Below are 14,069 nucleotides of genomic sequence, written 5' to 3'. Positions count from 1 at the left end.
CGCATCCATTTTCATCAAGCCAGACGGGCCGCGATGGCCGCCACGCGGGCGCCATAGGTTTCCGCCGTCGCAAGGTCGCCCGAATGCACTTCATCGACCGAGGCATCGGCCGGAGCGCGGGTGAGCAACCCGACCGAACCGCCCAGATTGTTGGGATCGGCAATCGTGGCCGCCTTGGTGTTCGACGGAGGCACGCCAAGGCTCACCCAGATGCCGCCGTGCTGCGAGGCGAGCGTCTGGAGCGTGATCATCGCGACCTGCTTGTCGCCGTTGGGGCTGGCCGAATTGGTGAAGCCGCCGAAGACCTTGTCCTGCCAGGCGCGGGTGAACCAGGCCTTCGAGGTGGCATCGGCGAATTTCTTGAACTGCCAGCTCACGTTGCCCATGTAGGTGGGCGTGCCGAAGATGATCGCGTCGGCTTCGTTGACCAGCGCCCATTCGTCTTCGGTCAGGTTGCCTTCGGCGTCGATCGCCACGAGGGTTCCTTGCGCGCCGCGGGCAACGTGTTCGGCCACGACCTTGGTGTGACCATAGCCGGAATGATAGACAACGACAGTGCGGGCCATCGCGGGCCTCCTTGTTCATGAATGGGCAGGACTGCGGCGGCGGTTTGGCCTCACGCAGGAAATGTGGTATCCAATGGAAACCATGTTTCGATGCGATGCATAGTTCCGATTCGAAATCATGGTAAGAAGGCACTTGTCCGTAACGAGGTTACCTTGGGGAAACCGCCCAGGCTTGCGGAGAGTGGAGCTTTCGGAGAATGGCATGCCCTGTAGCGGCGGAAATTATAACGTTTATGACCCCGGCTGTCCGGCGCGGCAGGTTCTCGACAGGCTGGGCGACAAATGGGCCCTGCTGGTGCTCGATCACTTGCGCGGGGGTGAAGTGCGCTTCAACGGGTTGCGCCAGTCGATCCGGGGCATTTCGCAAAAGGTGCTCTCGCAAGTGCTCAAGCGCCTCGAACGCGATGGGCTGGTCTCGCGCACGGTCTTTGCCACGGTGCCGGTCACGGTCGTCTACGCGCTCACCCCGCTGGGTGAGACCTTGACCGAGACAGTCGCCGTGCTCACCCACTGGGCCGAGGCCAACATGGCCACCATCGCCACGGCGCAGGCCGATTACGACGCGCGAATGGAGGCAGGCCTTCTGCCCGGCTGATTTGCAGCCCAGCGGCCAGCGTTCAGCCCAGCGGATCGTTGCGCCGCGTGTCCTTGAGCATGAGCGCGGCGACCAGTGCCACGGCACACAGCACGGTAACATACCAGTAGAACCCGCTTTCGTGGCCCGTACTCTTGAGCGCGAGCGCAACATTCTCCGCCGTGCCGCCGAACAGGGCATTACCCAGGCCATAGGCCAGCCCGACCCCCAGCGCGCGAACGTGGACCGGGAACATCTCGGCCTTGAACACCCCGCTGACCGAGGTGTAGAAACTGTTGATCAGCAGCCCGGCCAGAACCAGCAGGCCCGCAGGCAGGCTCCCGCGCGGCCCATGGACATCGACATGCGCGAGCGCGGTGAAGATCGGGAACGTGGCGACCGTGGCAAGGGCCGAGAAGACCAGAATGTTGTTGCGCCGCCCGATCCGGTCGGACACCGCGCCCATGATCGGCTGAAGGATCATGAACACCACCAGCACGCCGAGCATCAGCAGGGTCGCGTCGGGCTTGGTCATCCCCACGGTCAGCACGAGATACTTCTGCATGTAGGTCGTGAACGTGTAGAACGAGAGGCTGCCCCCCGCCGTGAGCGCGACGACCAGCAGGAACGGTCGCAAGTGGACGGTCAGCAGCTCGCGAAGTGAACCGGCGCCCGCCTTGCCCTGCCCGGCCTTGCCGGTTTCGAGCATGAAGCGCCGCAAAACAAGGATCAGGCCGGCCCCGCCAGCGCCCAGCGCAAAGCCGATGCGCCAGCCATAGGCCTTCATCGCGGCCTCGCCCAGCCCGTGCTGCATGGCCAGAACCACGACCGTCGCCAGCAATTGCCCGCCCACCAGCGTGACATACTGGAACGAGGACCAGAACCCGCGATGGCCCTTGCCCGCGATTTCGCTCAGGTAAGTGGCGGCGGTGCCATATTGGCCGCCGGTCGAAAAACCCTGGATCATCCGCGCCAGCAGCAGCAGCGCGGGCGCGGCCAGCCCGACCTGATCATAGGTCGGCAGAACCGCGATCAGCGCCGCGCCACAGCCCATCATCAGCACCGAGACCACCATCGCGCGCTGGCGCCCGTGGCGGTCGGCCAGACGGCCAAAGTACCAGCCCCCGATGGGCCGGATCAGGAAGCCGACGGCAAAGATGCCGCTCGTCGCCATGATCTGAACCAGCGGATCACCCTTGGGAAAGAAGGCCGAGGAGAAATAGAGCGCGGTGAAAGCGTATATGTAGAAATCGTACCATTCTATGAGGTTACCCGCCGAACCTGCCAGAATTGCGCGCAAGCGCTGGGCATTGCTCATGGGGGCATTTTCCGCTCTGTCCATGGGCGGCCTTTTAGCCGCCGCCGCCCTGATCGCAAGGGCATCGCCTTGCGATCAGGGCGGAACTGTTGCGTGCCTGTGTCAGAATGCCGCTTCGGCGAAGTCCATGACCGCGCCCTTGCCCGCCTTGATCGTCAGATAGAGCGAGGCGGTCTGGGGCAGCAGTTTTTCAAAGAAGAACCGCGCGGTGTCGATCTTGGCCTTGTAGAATGCGGCGTCCGGGCTGCCCTGGGCCAGCGCCTGCGCCGCAATCTTGCTCGCCTTGGCAAAGCAGTAGCCCATCGCGACGAGGCCCAGCAGGCGCAAGTAGTCGCTCGCCGCCGCGCCGCCTTCCTCGGCATCCTTGAGCCCCCGCTCGGCGATCAAAGCCGTTGCGCCCTGAAGCGCCTTGAACGCCTGCCCCAGCCCGGTCGCCATCTTGCCGATGGCCGGGTCCTGGCTGTTGGCCTCGATGAAGTCGCTGACCGGGTGGAAGAAACTGCGCAGATAGCGGCCCATTTCGGCGGGCATCTTGCGACCGACCAGATCGAGCGCCTGGATGCCGTTGGTGCCTTCATAGAGCATGGCGATGCGTGCGTCGCGCATGTACTGTTCGACCCCGCTTTCACGGATATAGCCGTGGCCACCATAGCACTGGACCGCAAGGCTCGCGCTTTCGAGGCCAAGGTCGGTGAACAGCGCCTTGACCACCGGGGTCATCAGGGCGACAAAATCGGCGGCCCGCTGGCGCTGCTCGGGTGTTTCCCCGTGCTTTTCCGCGTCGAGCGCGCGTGCGACCCAGCCCGCCACGCCCCGGCACCCTTCGTTCCACGCGCGCATAGTCAGAAGCATGCGCCGCACATCGGGGTGGACGATGATCGGATCGGCGGGCTTGTCGGGATGCTTGACGCCCGAGAGCGAACGGCCCTGAACCCGCTCGCGCGCATACCAGACCGCCGACTGATAGGCCGCCTCGCCGATCCCCAGCCCCTGAATGCCCACGCCCACGCGTTCGGCGTTCATCATCGTGAACATCGCTTCGAGGCCGCGATGGGGTTGGCCCACCAGCCAGCCCTTGGCGTCCTCGAACTGCATCTGGCAGGTGGCCGAGGCCTTGAGGCCCATCTTGTGCTCGATCGCGGTGCAATGGGCGCCGTTGCGGACGGAAGGCTGGCCCTGCTCGTCGGGCAGGAACTTGGGCACGAGGAACAGGCTGATCCCCTTCACCCCCTTGGGGGCGTCGGGCAGGCGGGCGAGGACGAGGTGGACGATATTGGCGGTCAGGTCGTGTTCGCCCGCCGAAATGAAGATCTTGGCACCCGAAATCGCATAGCTGCCGTCCTCGCCCGGCACGGCACGCGTGCGCAGCAGGCCAAGGTCTGTCCCGCAATGGGGTTCGGTCAGGCACATCGTCCCCGACCATTCGCCGCTGACCATCTTGGGCAGGTAGGCCTGCTTGAGCGTGTCGCTGGCATAGACGGTGAGCGCGGCAATCGCGCCGTTGGTGAGGCCCGGATAGAGGCTGAACGACACGTTGGTCGCGCAGATCATTTCCTCGACCAGCTTGCCCAGCGCTTCGGGCGCGCCCTGCCCGCCCCATTCGCCCGGCAGGACGAGCGCGTTCCAGCCCCCGTCCACAAACTGGCGATAGGCATCGCCAAAGCCCTTGGGCGTGCGAACAGTGCCGTTTTCGAACGTGCAGCCTTCCTCGTCGCCGCTGCGGTTGAGCGGGAGCAGGACGTCCTGGCACAGGCGCGCGGCCTCGCCCAGCACCGCTTCGGTCAGTTCGGGGGTAAAATCGGCGAAAGCAGGCAGGCCGCCAAAGCCGTCGTCGGTGTGCAGTTCGTTGAGAACAAAGCCCATGTCACGCAAGGGCGCGGTATAGATCTGCATGGCAAATCTCCTTCGATCAGATCAGTTGCGAAGCGGCTTGCCGGTCTTGAGCATGTGCTCGATCCGGGCCTGCGTCGCGGGATGGCGCACGAGCGCCTGGAATTCGGCCCGCTCGAGGGCGAGGAGGTCATCCTCGGTGACGGTATCGACCAGATCGGCCTCGCCCCCGGTCAGGATGCGCGCGAGCGCGCCCGACACGACCACGTCGTGCGGCGTTGCAAGGCCCCGCGCGCGGAACCCCTCGACCGCCATGGCCAGCGCGGCCCTTCCCCCTTCGCCCGGCAGGCGGAACGTGGGCGGCTCGGGCGGGGCATAGCCTTCGACCATGGCCAGCGCGCGGGCCTTGGCATCTGCCAGCAGGCGTTCGCGGTTCATCGTCACCTTGTCGGTCGGGCGCAGGAAGCCATGCTCGATGGCCTGGGCCGCCGATTTGGAGACCGTCGCGGTCGAGACCGTCTCGAAGACCTTGGCCACGGCGGGCATCGGCCCTCTGGGCAGCGCCGGGTTCTTGAGCCAGCGATCGAGCATCTCGCCATTGCCGCCCCATCCGGGCACGAGGCCGACCCCGCATTCGACCAGGCCGATATAGCTTTCGGCATGGGCCTGGATCGCGTCGCAGTGGAGCAGCACTTCGCAGCCGCCCCCCAGCGCCATGCCCGCAGGCGCGCCGACCACCGGAAAGGGCGCGTATTTCAGCGCCTTCAGGGCCTTTTGCCCGCCCGAAACCAGTGTCTCGATCTCGCCCCAGGCCGCGATGTTCATCGCGAACAGGGCAAGGCCCAGATTGGCCCCGGCCGAGAAATGGGTGCCCTCGTTGTAGATCACCATGGCCTTGAACTTTTCCGCGACGAGCGGGATCGCCATGCCGATCAGCTTCATCACTTCGGCGTCGAGCGCGTTCATCTTGCCGGTGAATTCGAGCGCGACGACCCCGTCGCCCACGTCCCACAACGCCGCCGAGGCGGTCTTGAGCAAGGGCTTGGCGGTAAGCTTGACGTCTTCGAGCAGGAGCACGCCATCGGCCCGCACGACATCGTGATAGGCGCCATCAAGCCCCAGATATTGCCGCTTGCCACCCTCCACGCGGTAGAACGGACGCCCGGCGGCGAGCGTAACGATAGCGGGAACCGGGAGCCCTTCGGCTTCAAGGCGCTGGGCAAAGGCTGCCGTGCCGAGCTTGTCGATCAGCTCGAACGGCCCCCATTTCCAGTTGTAGCCCAGCTTCATCGCCGCATCGATGGCGACGATGTCGTCGCTCGCCTGCGGCACGAGGGCGGCGGCATAGGCCAGCGTCGGGCCGAGCACGGCCCAGGCATAGGCGCCCAGCTTGCCCGAAAGGCCGACCAGCGCACGCAAGTCCTTGAAGGCCGCGCCGGGCAGCGAGGGCGGCTTGGCGGCGGCGCGGTATTCCCCGGTGGAAAGGTCGATGGCCTCCTTGCGCTTCCCTGCTTCGCGGTTGAGGCGATAGAAGCCGCCCTTGCCCTTGCGGCCGATCAACCCGTCGGCGATCATGCGCGTGATCAACGGCTGCTCGATGGCGATGGCGCGATAGGGGTCATCTGCGGGCAGGGTTGCGGTCAGGCTGGCCTTGAGGTGCGGCATCAGGTCGATGCCGACCAGATCCATCAGGCCGAACACGCCGGTCTTGGGCACGCCCATCGGCTTGCCGACCACGGCATCGGCTTCCTCGACGCTCAGGCCCAGGTCGATGGCGGCGTTGATCGCCTGCTGGATCCAGAACGTGCCGACGCGATTGGCGAGGAAACCGGGGGTATCCTTGGCTCGCACCACGGTCTTGCCCAGCGCGCGGTCGGCGAAATCGGCGACCGCCTCGACCAGCGCGGGATTGCTCTGCGGCCCGGCGACGACTTCGATCAGGCGCATGTAGCGCGGCGGGTTGAAGAAGTGGGTGATCAGGAAATCGCGGGCAAAGGCCTCGCTGCGGCCCTCCACCAACTGGCCGAGCGGGATCGTCGAGGTGTTCGACGAGATCGCGCTGCCCGGACGGCGCACGGCTTCCAGCTTTTCATAGAGCGCGTGCTTGAGGTCGAGGCGCTCGACAATGGCCTCGATCACCCAGTCGCAATCGGCGACTTTGGTAAGATCGCTCTCGATATTGCCGACCTCGACCAGACGCGCGGCGCGCTTGCTCATGAAGGCGGCAGGTTCCGCCTTGAGCAGACGGTCGAGCGCGGCCTGCGCCACCGCATTGGGCTTGGCAGGGTCGCGCACCACGTCGAGCAGGAGCACGGGAACCCCGGCATTGGCCACTTGCGCGGCGATGCCTGCCCCCATCGTGCCTGCGCCGATCACGCAGACTTTGCCGATACCCGAAGGCCTGATGCCCGAAGAGGGGCCTGCGGAAAGAGATGTGCCGTTCATCAGATCGCCTCCAGAACCGTCGCGATGCCCTGTCCGCCGCCGATGCACTGCGTCGCCAGCGCATACTTGCCACCGGTGCGTGCCAGCAGCGAGGCGGCCTTGCCCACGATGCGCGCGCCCGTCGCCCCCAGCGGATGGCCCAGCGCAATGGCCCCGCCATCGATGTTGATCTTCGCCAGATCAAGCCCGAGGTCGGCGATGCAGGCCATGGACTGGGCGGCGAAGGCCTCGTTCAGTTCGATCACGTCGAGATCGCTCACGCCGATCCCGGCACGCTCCAGCGCCTTGCGGCTCGATTCCACCGGACCGATCCCCATGATCTCGGGCGCGCAGCCGGAAATGGCCACGCTCTTGATCCGGGCCAGGATCGGCAGGCCATGGGCGCGGGCATAGGCCTCGCTGGCGACGAGAACCGCGCTCGCCCCGTCGGTCAGCGGCGAGGAGGTGCCTGCGGTCACCGTGCCATTGGCGCTGAAGGCGGGCTTGAGACCAGCGAGCGTTTCCGCGCTCGTGCCCGGACGGGGGCAACCATCGGTGTCGACCGTTCCGGCCTTTGTCTCGATGGCGACGATCTCGTCCTTCATGTGCCCGGCGGCGATGGCGGCGGCGGCCTTGTCCTGGCTCGCGACGGCGAAGGCTTCCTGCGCCGCGCGGGTCAGGTCGTACTGGCGGGCGAGGTTCTCGGCAGTGTCACCCATGCCGATATAGGCCTCGCTGTTCCTGGCCAGCACCGGGTTGGGCAGCGGGTTGAAGCCCAGCATGGGCACCCGGCTCATCGATTCGACCCCGGCGGCGATGAACACGTCGCCCGCGCCCAGCGCGATCTGGCCGGCGGCATAGTGGATCGCGCTCATCGACGAGCCGCAGAAGCGGTTGACGGTCATCCCGCCCACGCTGCGCGGCAGGCCCGCGATCATGCCGATCAGGCGGGCGACATTGAAGCCCTGTTCGCCCTCGGGAAACGCGCAGCCCACGATCAGATCCTCGATCGCATCGGGGGCGATGCCAGTGCGGGCGATCAGCCCGGCAACGACGGCCGCGGCCAGATCGTCGGGCCGCGTACGGGCGAGCGCGCCCTTGCCGGCAAGGTGGAACGGCGACCGGGCATAGCCGGCAATAACCGCATTCGTCATGGGCAAGCATCCTCTTCCTGTTGTGGCGAGGCCCTTGAATTGTGCCACCGGCACGGATTCGCGACTGGCCTTGCTGTTGTCCGTAATGGTGCGCAAGTTTCCCTATACGTCAACCAATTTTTAAGGCATAGAGTGAGTCGAAACTGCGACAGAATGTCGTGTCAAAATCCGGATGGCGGCCCGATGCGAGTCTGGCCACCAATCCGGGGGTGAGGATAAAAACGATGAAAGGCAAGCCGTTACTGGTATTGGCCGTGGTGTCCCTGACAGGGATGCCATTTGCCGCGCATGGACTCCCTGATCAAACCCGCCCTGAACAGGCCATGGGGCGCTGGTCCACCCCTTCCCGCCATGGTGTCGTCGAGATTGCCGCCTGTGGAAGTTCGATCTGCGGGCGCCTGATGGAATCCGACCACATCCGCGCCAATCCGGCCTATCCCGACAGCGCCAATCGCGATCCGGCCCTGCGCAGCCGCGCGCTCAAGGGCCTGACCATTCTTCAGGGTTTCCGCCGCGACGGCGAGGGCTGGAGCGGCGGGACGATCTACAATCCCGAGGATGGCGGCACCTACAAGGCCACCGTGACACTGGCCGACGCCAATACGCTCAAGCTCAAGGGCTGCATTGTCTGGCCCTTGTGCAAGACCCAGACGTGGAAGCGTCTTCCCTGAAGAATGGCTCACAAGCCACAGATTTCACGCATTTTCAGACAAGACTGATCCCAAAAAGACAAGTCCCGCCGCAACGACGGCACGATAACCGAAAAAAACGGGAGAGAGAGATGAACCTGATCCATCGCAAGGCGCTGGGCATTGCCACGCTTCTGGCCGGAACGGCGGGGCTGGCAAGCCCCGCGCTGGCCGGCGGCTTCTACCTTCAGGACCAGTCCACCAAGGCCTCGGGCCGCGCCTTTTCGGGCGAAGTGGCCGATACGGGCGCGGAAAGCCTGTGGTGGAACCCGGCCAGCATCGCCGGGATGACCGGCGGCGAATCCGCCATGAGCGCCACGGGCATCCTGCCCACCGGCCGGGTCGATGATGCGGGCACGCTGATCGTCCGTCCGGGCCAGAGCCCGGCCCCCGTCGGCGGCGTGGCAAGCGCCCACAATCCGATCCACAAGGGCGTTGTTCCGGCAGGCGCCATCGCCCATTCGCTCGGCCACGGGTTTGCCGCAGGGCTTGCCTTCACCGCCCCCTACAATTTCACCACCGAATATGCTCCTGACAGCTGGGCACGCTATGGCGCATTGACCACGAAACTGCGCACCATCGACTTCCAGCCCTCGCTGGCATGGCAAGTAACTCCGGTGATCGCGCTGGGCGCGGCGATCAACATCGAACATGCCGATGCCCGGCTCGGCAATGCCCTGCCCAACCTGCTGGCATCGCTGCCCGATGGCAGCCAGACGCTTTCGGGCAAGGGTTGGGACGTGGGCTGGTCGATCGGCAGCCAGTTTCGTGGCAAGCGGGTGACGCTGGGGATCAGCTACAAGTCCGCCATCACCCACAAGCTCAACGGACAGGTGGAAGTCACCGGGCTGCTCGGGCCGCTGGCCCCGCGCAATGGCACGATTGCCACCCATGCGCGCTTTACCACGCCCTGGCAGGTGACTTTTGGCGGGCGCTGGGCGATCACTCCGGCCCTCACCCTCAATGCCCAGGCCACGCGCTTTGGCTGGTCAGAGTTCGACGCGATCCGGCTGGGAGCCCCGCTCAACACGGCGATCCCGGAAAACTATCGCGACACCTGGGCCGTTGCCGCCGGGTTCGACGCGCAAGTGGCCCCCAAGTGGACCGTGCGCGGGGGTATCCAGCGCGATGTCAGCCCGGTCCGCCCCGACGATCGCGACGCCCGCGTGCCCGATGCCAACCGCTGGAACTTCGCGCTGGGCGCCACCCACCTGATGGGCAAGGCCATCAAGATCGACGTGGCCGCCAATTACATCACGCTCGATGATGCCCCGATCAACCGCGTGACCGCCGCCTATGCCGGCACGGCGGCGCAGACGCCGGTTCTGGTCGATGGCACGCTGAGCAAGGCCCATGTGGTCGTCCTCTCGCTGGGAGGCCGCCTCGCGTTTTGATCCACACGTCCGCGCACTCGAAGGCCTGAAGCCTCCCGGTGCGCGGAACCGGACACTGTTTTCCTTTTCTGATCCAGATACCCATCGGAGAACCGCCATGGTCGCCGCCCTCACGATGCCCCCTTCGTCCTCCGCGCCTGGCGCATCATCGGCCCCCTTCCGCGATACGCTGTCGCCCGACTGGTCGCCTCCTCCCATGCTGCTGGGCGATCTGATCGACCAGACGGTGCGCGACCATGGCCCGCGCATCGCCGTCGATTTCATGGGCCGGACCTGGACCTATCGCGCGCTGGGCCGAATGATCGAGCGCGCCGCACGCGGCTTTCAGGATCTGGGCGTGGTCAAGGGCGACCGCATCGCGCTGTGCCTGCCCAACACGCCCTACTACATCGTGCTCTATTTCGCCGCGCTCAAGATCGGGGCGGTCGTGGTCAACCTCAACCCGCTCTACACGCCGGGCGAAATGCGCCACCTGCTCAAGGACAGCGGCGCGCGGATCGTCGCCGTGCCCGACTTGCGCGAGATCCACGGCAAAGTGCGCGACCTGGCACAGGAATGCGCGCTTTCGAAGATCCTCGTCTGCCCGATGGCAGGGATCCTGCCGCAGGTGAAGGCCTGGGCCTGGCGCCTGTTCAAGCGGCGCGATCATGCCCGCTATGCCCATGATGCGCTCCACATGCGCTTTTGCGACCTCATCGCGCGCGGCGATCCGGTCAGCCCGGTGGCGCTGGTGCCCGAAGACCTCGCCGTGCTTCAGTATACCGGTGGCACCACCGGCACCCCCAAGGGCGCCATGCTCACCCACCGCAACCTGACCGCCAACGCCCTGCAACAACAGGCCCATATCCACGGGGATCTGCCCCCGCCCCAGCGCACGCTGGCGGTGCTGCCGTTCTTCCATGTCTTCGCGCTGACCGCGGTGCTCGATTTCTCGATCCTGGCCGGGGCCGAACTCGTGCTGATGCCGCGTTTCGAGATGGGAGCCTTCCTCGCCACGATCCGGCGCAAACCGCCCACGCTGTTTTTCGGGGTGCCTACGCTGTTCATCGCGATCAATGCGCTCGACGATGCCCGTGTGCCCGATTTCTCGCGGTTGCGGGCCTGCATTTCGGGCGGGGCGCCGCTGCCGCTCGAAGTGCGCGAAACTTTCGAGAAGCGCACCGGCGCACGGGTCTGCGAGGGCTATGGCCTGACCGAGGCCTCGCCCATCGTGACCTGCAACCCGGTCGATGGTGAAATCCGCGCCAACAGTTGCGGGGTCCATTTCCCCGGCACACAGATCGAAATCCGCGATCCCGACAATCCGGGCACGATCCTGCCCCTTGGCGAGAATGGCGAGGTCTGCGTGCGGGGCCCGCAAGTCATGGCCGGGTACTGGAAGCGCCCCGAGGAGACCGCGCAAGTCTTCATCGAGGGCGCGCTGCGCACGGGCGATATCGGCCATCTCGACGCGGACGGCTATCTCTATCTCGTCGACCGGCTCAAGGACGTGATCCTCTCGGGCGGCTACAATGTCTATCCGCGCGTGATCGAGGAGGCTGCCTATCTCCACCCGGCCATCGAGGAAGCCATCGCCATCGGCATTCCCGACACCTATCGCGGACAGAGCGCCAAGCTCTTCGTAAAGCTCCATGCCGGGCATTCCATCAGCCCGGAAGACCTGCTGGTCTTCCTCGCCGGGCATCTCAACAAGATCGAGGTGCCCCGTGCCGTCGAGATCCGCGACAGCCTGCCCCGGACCATGGTGGGCAAGCTTTCCAAGAAGGAACTCGTCGCCGAGGAGCGTGCCCGCCGTGAAGCGGCCAAGGCGAACGAAGCCGGCAACGCTTGAACGTGACACGACAATCCTGTCTGCTTATGGCACAAGCTCCCGTGCCACCGGAGGCCAAGACCCGTGACCCTCGACATCGAAACCCATGCCGATCCGCCCCCGCCGCCCCCACAGCAGCAGGACGCGCCTGAACCCTCGCCCGAGGAAAAACTCCAGGGCATTCAGGACGTGGCCCGCAAGCTGGGGGTGACCCACCGGACCTTGCGCTTCTACGAGGACAAGGGCCTGATCGAACCGGCCCGTGTGGGCAGCACGCGCATCTACTCGCATCGCGATGTGGCGCGCATGCAGTTGATTTTGCGCGGCAAACGGCTGGGCTTCACCATTCGCGAGATCAAGGAATTTCTCGATCTCTACGATGTCGATCCCACCCGGCTCGAACAGTTGCAGCACCTCGTCAGCCACATTCGCATGCGGCTCAGGAAGCTGGAAAGCCAGCGTGTGGCGCTGCAAAAGACTATGGCCGAGCTTCAGGCCATGGAAGAAGAGGCCCTCGAACGGATCGGCCTGCTCAAGGATGCGCCAGCAAAGGACTGACGGGGAGAAAAGCGAGGCCGGTCAGGAGTTGAGCGCCGCCGGGCGCAGGCGCCGGAACAGCCGCGCGGCGAGCGCGGGCAGCAGGCCCGCACTGCTCACGATGAGGATGCCCGCCAGGATCAGCAGCGCCCCGCCGATGAACGCGGCGTCGAGCCGGTCGCCCAGCAGGACCACCCCGGAGGCGACCCCGAACATCGGGGTCATGAAAGTGAGCACGCCCAGACGCGAGGCGCTGTAGCGACGCAGCAGCGAATACCAGCACAAATAGCTGGCAAAGGCGACCACGATGACCTGAAAGGCGAGGCTTGCGATCAGGGGCGTGGTAACCGTCACGCGGGTTTCGCCCAGAACCGGGGCCAGCATCGTGCACAGCACGAAGGCCCCGGAAAGCTGGAAGAACAGCGCCACCGAAGCGGGCGCATTGGCCATGGCGCTGTTGCGCAGGACCATCGAGGTACAGGCCCAGCCACAGGCCCCGGCCAGTGCCAGCGCATCACCCAGACGCATCTGCGGATAGTGCGCGCCATCCCCGCCCCCGCTGAACGCCAGCACGACCCCGCCAAAGGCCAGCGCGATACCGAGCCATTGCGCGGGTTGCAGGCGTTCATCCCGGCGCAGCAGCCCGAGCCCCAGCGCCGCGCCGATGGGAGCGGTATAAAGGTAGATCGTCACATGCGAGGCGCTGGTGAAGCGCAGCGCCTCGCCCGCCATTACGAATTCGGTGCCGAACAGCGCGCCGATGGCAAGGCCGGGCAGCACGGTGTGGCGGTTGATCGCATGGGCATCGCCCCGCCAGAAAATGACGCAAAGTGTGGCGAGCGCGGCCAGCCCCGAACGCAGCCCCATCTGGAGGATCGGGCTCATGGCCGCTGCGACCAGCTTGATCGGCACCTGCTGTGCTCCCCAGATCGCGCAGAGCACGACCATGATGGCAACGGCGGTGGCGTCGATAGGCTTGCGTTCGATCACGATGGAATCCGAAAAAATCAGGGGGGATGCAAACCGCCCGGCCTGTCTCCGGCGCGATCTGTCTTGAACCAATACCACTATTCATGGCATTTCGGGGCTGTGATTTCGGGCTGATCACGAATTTTTCACTCGCCCGGGGAGCCTTTGGCGCAATGTCCGCTCGCAAGCTCGATGACTATGATCGCGCCATCCTGCGCCTGCTCCAGGACGACGCCACCCGGCCCCAGCGCGAGATCGCGCAGCGGGTCAACCTCTCGGCCCCGGCAGTCCAGCGGCGGATCGCCCGTCTGAGCGAAGATGGCGTGATCGAGAAGATGGCCGCGCTTGTCGATCCGGTGGCGGTCGACCTGCCGATCACGGTTCTCGTCGAAGTGGCTCTCGTCGACGACCGTTCTCCAACGGTCGTGGCGGCCAAGGCCTTCTTCCGGGCCGCGCCCGAAGTCCAGCAGTGCTATCTGGTGATGGGCACGATCTGCTTCGTGCTGGTGGTGGTGGCGCCCTCGCTGGCCGATTACGAGCGCACCTCGGCCCGGCTCTTTGCCGACAACGAACTCGTGCGCTCGTACAGTTCGACGATGGTGCTCGACAGGGTGAAGACCGGCCTCACCCTGCCAATTTGAGAGTCTGATTTGAAATTCGCCCAAGAGGCGAATTTCGGTTCGGCACCGGCCCACTCCCGTCCCGAAGAACACGAAAACGTCCGGGGGACGTTTTCGCTGAGGGGGCCGACCTCCCATAGGGTACTATCGTTGGGAGGTCGGGTGGGGGAGTGGACCGGTGCCG

At 65.6% G+C, this 14,069-nt stretch carries 12 protein-coding genes; 6 read left to right on the top strand and 6 right to left on the bottom strand.

All coding sequences use genetic code 11. The features are described 5' to 3' along the window. Window positions 1-14 precede the first annotated feature (14 nt). Complete coding sequence (locus tag SBI20_RS02685) at window positions 15-566, bottom strand: flavodoxin family protein (RefSeq protein WP_317973594.1); 552 nt, start codon at window positions 564-566, stop codon at window positions 15-17. A gap of 202 nt (window positions 567-768) precedes the next feature. Here SBI20_RS02685 and SBI20_RS02680 point away from each other — a divergent pair, with 202 nt between their 5' ends. Further along, entirely contained in the window at window positions 769-1,161 is a 393-nt protein-coding gene (locus tag SBI20_RS02680) for a winged helix-turn-helix transcriptional regulator (protein WP_317973593.1), read from the top strand. A 22-nt stretch (window positions 1,162-1,183) separates the two neighbouring features. Here SBI20_RS02680 and SBI20_RS02675 read toward each other — a convergent pair whose 3' ends face one another. The 4 genes from SBI20_RS02675 to SBI20_RS02660 all read right to left on the bottom strand — a co-directional run bounded on the left by SBI20_RS02675 (window position 1,184) and on the right by SBI20_RS02660 (window position 7,866). Continuing rightward, window positions 1,184-2,458: an MFS transporter gene (locus SBI20_RS02675; RefSeq protein ID WP_317973592.1), complete on the bottom strand. Its 1,275-nt coding sequence runs from the start codon at window positions 2,456-2,458 to the stop codon at window positions 1,184-1,186. 102 nt (window positions 2,459-2,560) lie between these two features. Next, complete coding sequence (locus tag SBI20_RS02670) at window positions 2,561-4,351, bottom strand: acyl-CoA dehydrogenase C-terminal domain-containing protein (RefSeq protein WP_317973591.1); 1,791 nt, start codon at window positions 4,349-4,351, stop codon at window positions 2,561-2,563. 21 nt (window positions 4,352-4,372) lie between these two features. Then, on the bottom strand, window positions 4,373-6,733 hold the full coding sequence (locus SBI20_RS02665) for a 3-hydroxyacyl-CoA dehydrogenase/enoyl-CoA hydratase family protein (RefSeq protein ID WP_317973590.1): 2,361 nt from the start codon (window positions 6,731-6,733) through the stop codon (window positions 4,373-4,375). Next, window positions 6,733-7,866: a thiolase family protein gene (locus tag SBI20_RS02660; protein ID WP_317973589.1), complete on the bottom strand. Its 1,134-nt coding sequence runs from the start codon at window positions 7,864-7,866 to the stop codon at window positions 6,733-6,735. Before SBI20_RS02660 ends, SBI20_RS02665 begins: the two co-directional genes overlap by 1 nt. Before the next feature lie 323 nt (window positions 7,867-8,189). Here SBI20_RS02660 and SBI20_RS02655 point away from each other — a divergent pair, with 323 nt between their 5' ends. The 4 genes from SBI20_RS02655 (at window position 8,190) to SBI20_RS02640 (ending at window position 12,317) form a co-directional block, all read left to right on the top strand. Continuing rightward, window positions 8,190-8,537 (top strand): DUF2147 domain-containing protein, encoded by a 348-nt coding sequence (locus SBI20_RS02655; RefSeq protein WP_317973588.1) that lies wholly within the window; start codon window positions 8,190-8,192, stop codon window positions 8,535-8,537. A gap of 110 nt (window positions 8,538-8,647) precedes the next feature. Then, window positions 8,648-9,949 carry an OmpP1/FadL family transporter gene (locus SBI20_RS02650; protein ID WP_317973587.1) on the top strand — a complete coding sequence of 434 codons (1,302 nt, stop codon included), beginning with the start codon at window positions 8,648-8,650 and terminating at the stop codon, window positions 9,947-9,949. 196 nt (window positions 9,950-10,145) lie between these two features. After that, window positions 10,146-11,780 carry a long-chain-fatty-acid--CoA ligase gene (locus tag SBI20_RS02645; RefSeq protein ID WP_317976024.1) on the top strand — a complete coding sequence of 545 codons (1,635 nt, stop codon included), beginning with the start codon at window positions 10,146-10,148 and terminating at the stop codon, window positions 11,778-11,780. Between the two features lie 63 nt (window positions 11,781-11,843). After that, a complete protein-coding gene (locus tag SBI20_RS02640; protein WP_411911488.1) occupies window positions 11,844-12,317 on the top strand; it encodes a MerR family transcriptional regulator in 474 nt (157 codons plus the stop codon). A gap of 21 nt (window positions 12,318-12,338) precedes the next feature. Here the strand turns inward: SBI20_RS02640 and SBI20_RS02635 are convergent, their stop codons facing one another. Beyond that, window positions 12,339-13,286 carry a DMT family transporter gene (locus SBI20_RS02635; protein WP_317973586.1) on the bottom strand — a complete coding sequence of 316 codons (948 nt, stop codon included), beginning with the start codon at window positions 13,284-13,286 and terminating at the stop codon, window positions 12,339-12,341. Between the two features lie 152 nt (window positions 13,287-13,438). Here SBI20_RS02635 and SBI20_RS02630 point away from each other — a divergent pair, with 152 nt between their 5' ends. Then, window positions 13,439-13,906, top strand: a complete 468-nt coding sequence (locus tag SBI20_RS02630; RefSeq protein WP_317973585.1) for an Lrp/AsnC family transcriptional regulator — start codon at window positions 13,439-13,441, stop codon at window positions 13,904-13,906. The last annotated feature ends 163 nt before the right edge of the window (window positions 13,907-14,069 follow it).

It is taken from the genome of Novosphingobium sp. IK01 (genome assembly GCF_033242265.1).
Lineage (GTDB): Bacteria > Pseudomonadota > Alphaproteobacteria > Sphingomonadales > Sphingomonadaceae > Novosphingobium > Novosphingobium pituita.
Note: the sequence above shows the minus strand (reverse complement) of the source record. Positions and strands in the feature narration are given on the sequence as shown.

Coding starts and splice junctions, on each gene's coding strand:
- SBI20_RS02645 (WP_317976024.1), top strand. CDS start 10,146: ATGCTGCTGGGCGATCTGATCGACCAGACGGTGCGCGACCATGGCCCG.
- SBI20_RS02660 (WP_317973589.1), bottom strand. CDS start 7,866: ATGACGAATGCGGTTATTGCCGGCTATGCCCGGTCGCCGTTCCACCTT.
- SBI20_RS02685 (WP_317973594.1), bottom strand. CDS start 566: ATGGCCCGCACTGTCGTTGTCTATCATTCCGGCTATGGTCACACCAAG.
- SBI20_RS02680 (WP_317973593.1), top strand. CDS start 769: ATGCCCTGTAGCGGCGGAAATTATAACGTTTATGACCCCGGCTGTCCG.
- SBI20_RS02650 (WP_317973587.1), top strand. CDS start 8,648: ATGAACCTGATCCATCGCAAGGCGCTGGGCATTGCCACGCTTCTGGCC.
- SBI20_RS02675 (WP_317973592.1), bottom strand. CDS start 2,458: ATGAGCAATGCCCAGCGCTTGCGCGCAATTCTGGCAGGTTCGGCGGGT.
- SBI20_RS02655 (WP_317973588.1), top strand. CDS start 8,190: ATGGGGCGCTGGTCCACCCCTTCCCGCCATGGTGTCGTCGAGATTGCC.
- SBI20_RS02630 (WP_317973585.1), top strand. CDS start 13,439: ATGTCCGCTCGCAAGCTCGATGACTATGATCGCGCCATCCTGCGCCTG.
- SBI20_RS02670 (WP_317973591.1), bottom strand. CDS start 4,351: ATGCAGATCTATACCGCGCCCTTGCGTGACATGGGCTTTGTTCTCAAC.
- SBI20_RS02665 (WP_317973590.1), bottom strand. CDS start 6,733: ATGAACGGCACATCTCTTTCCGCAGGCCCCTCTTCGGGCATCAGGCCT.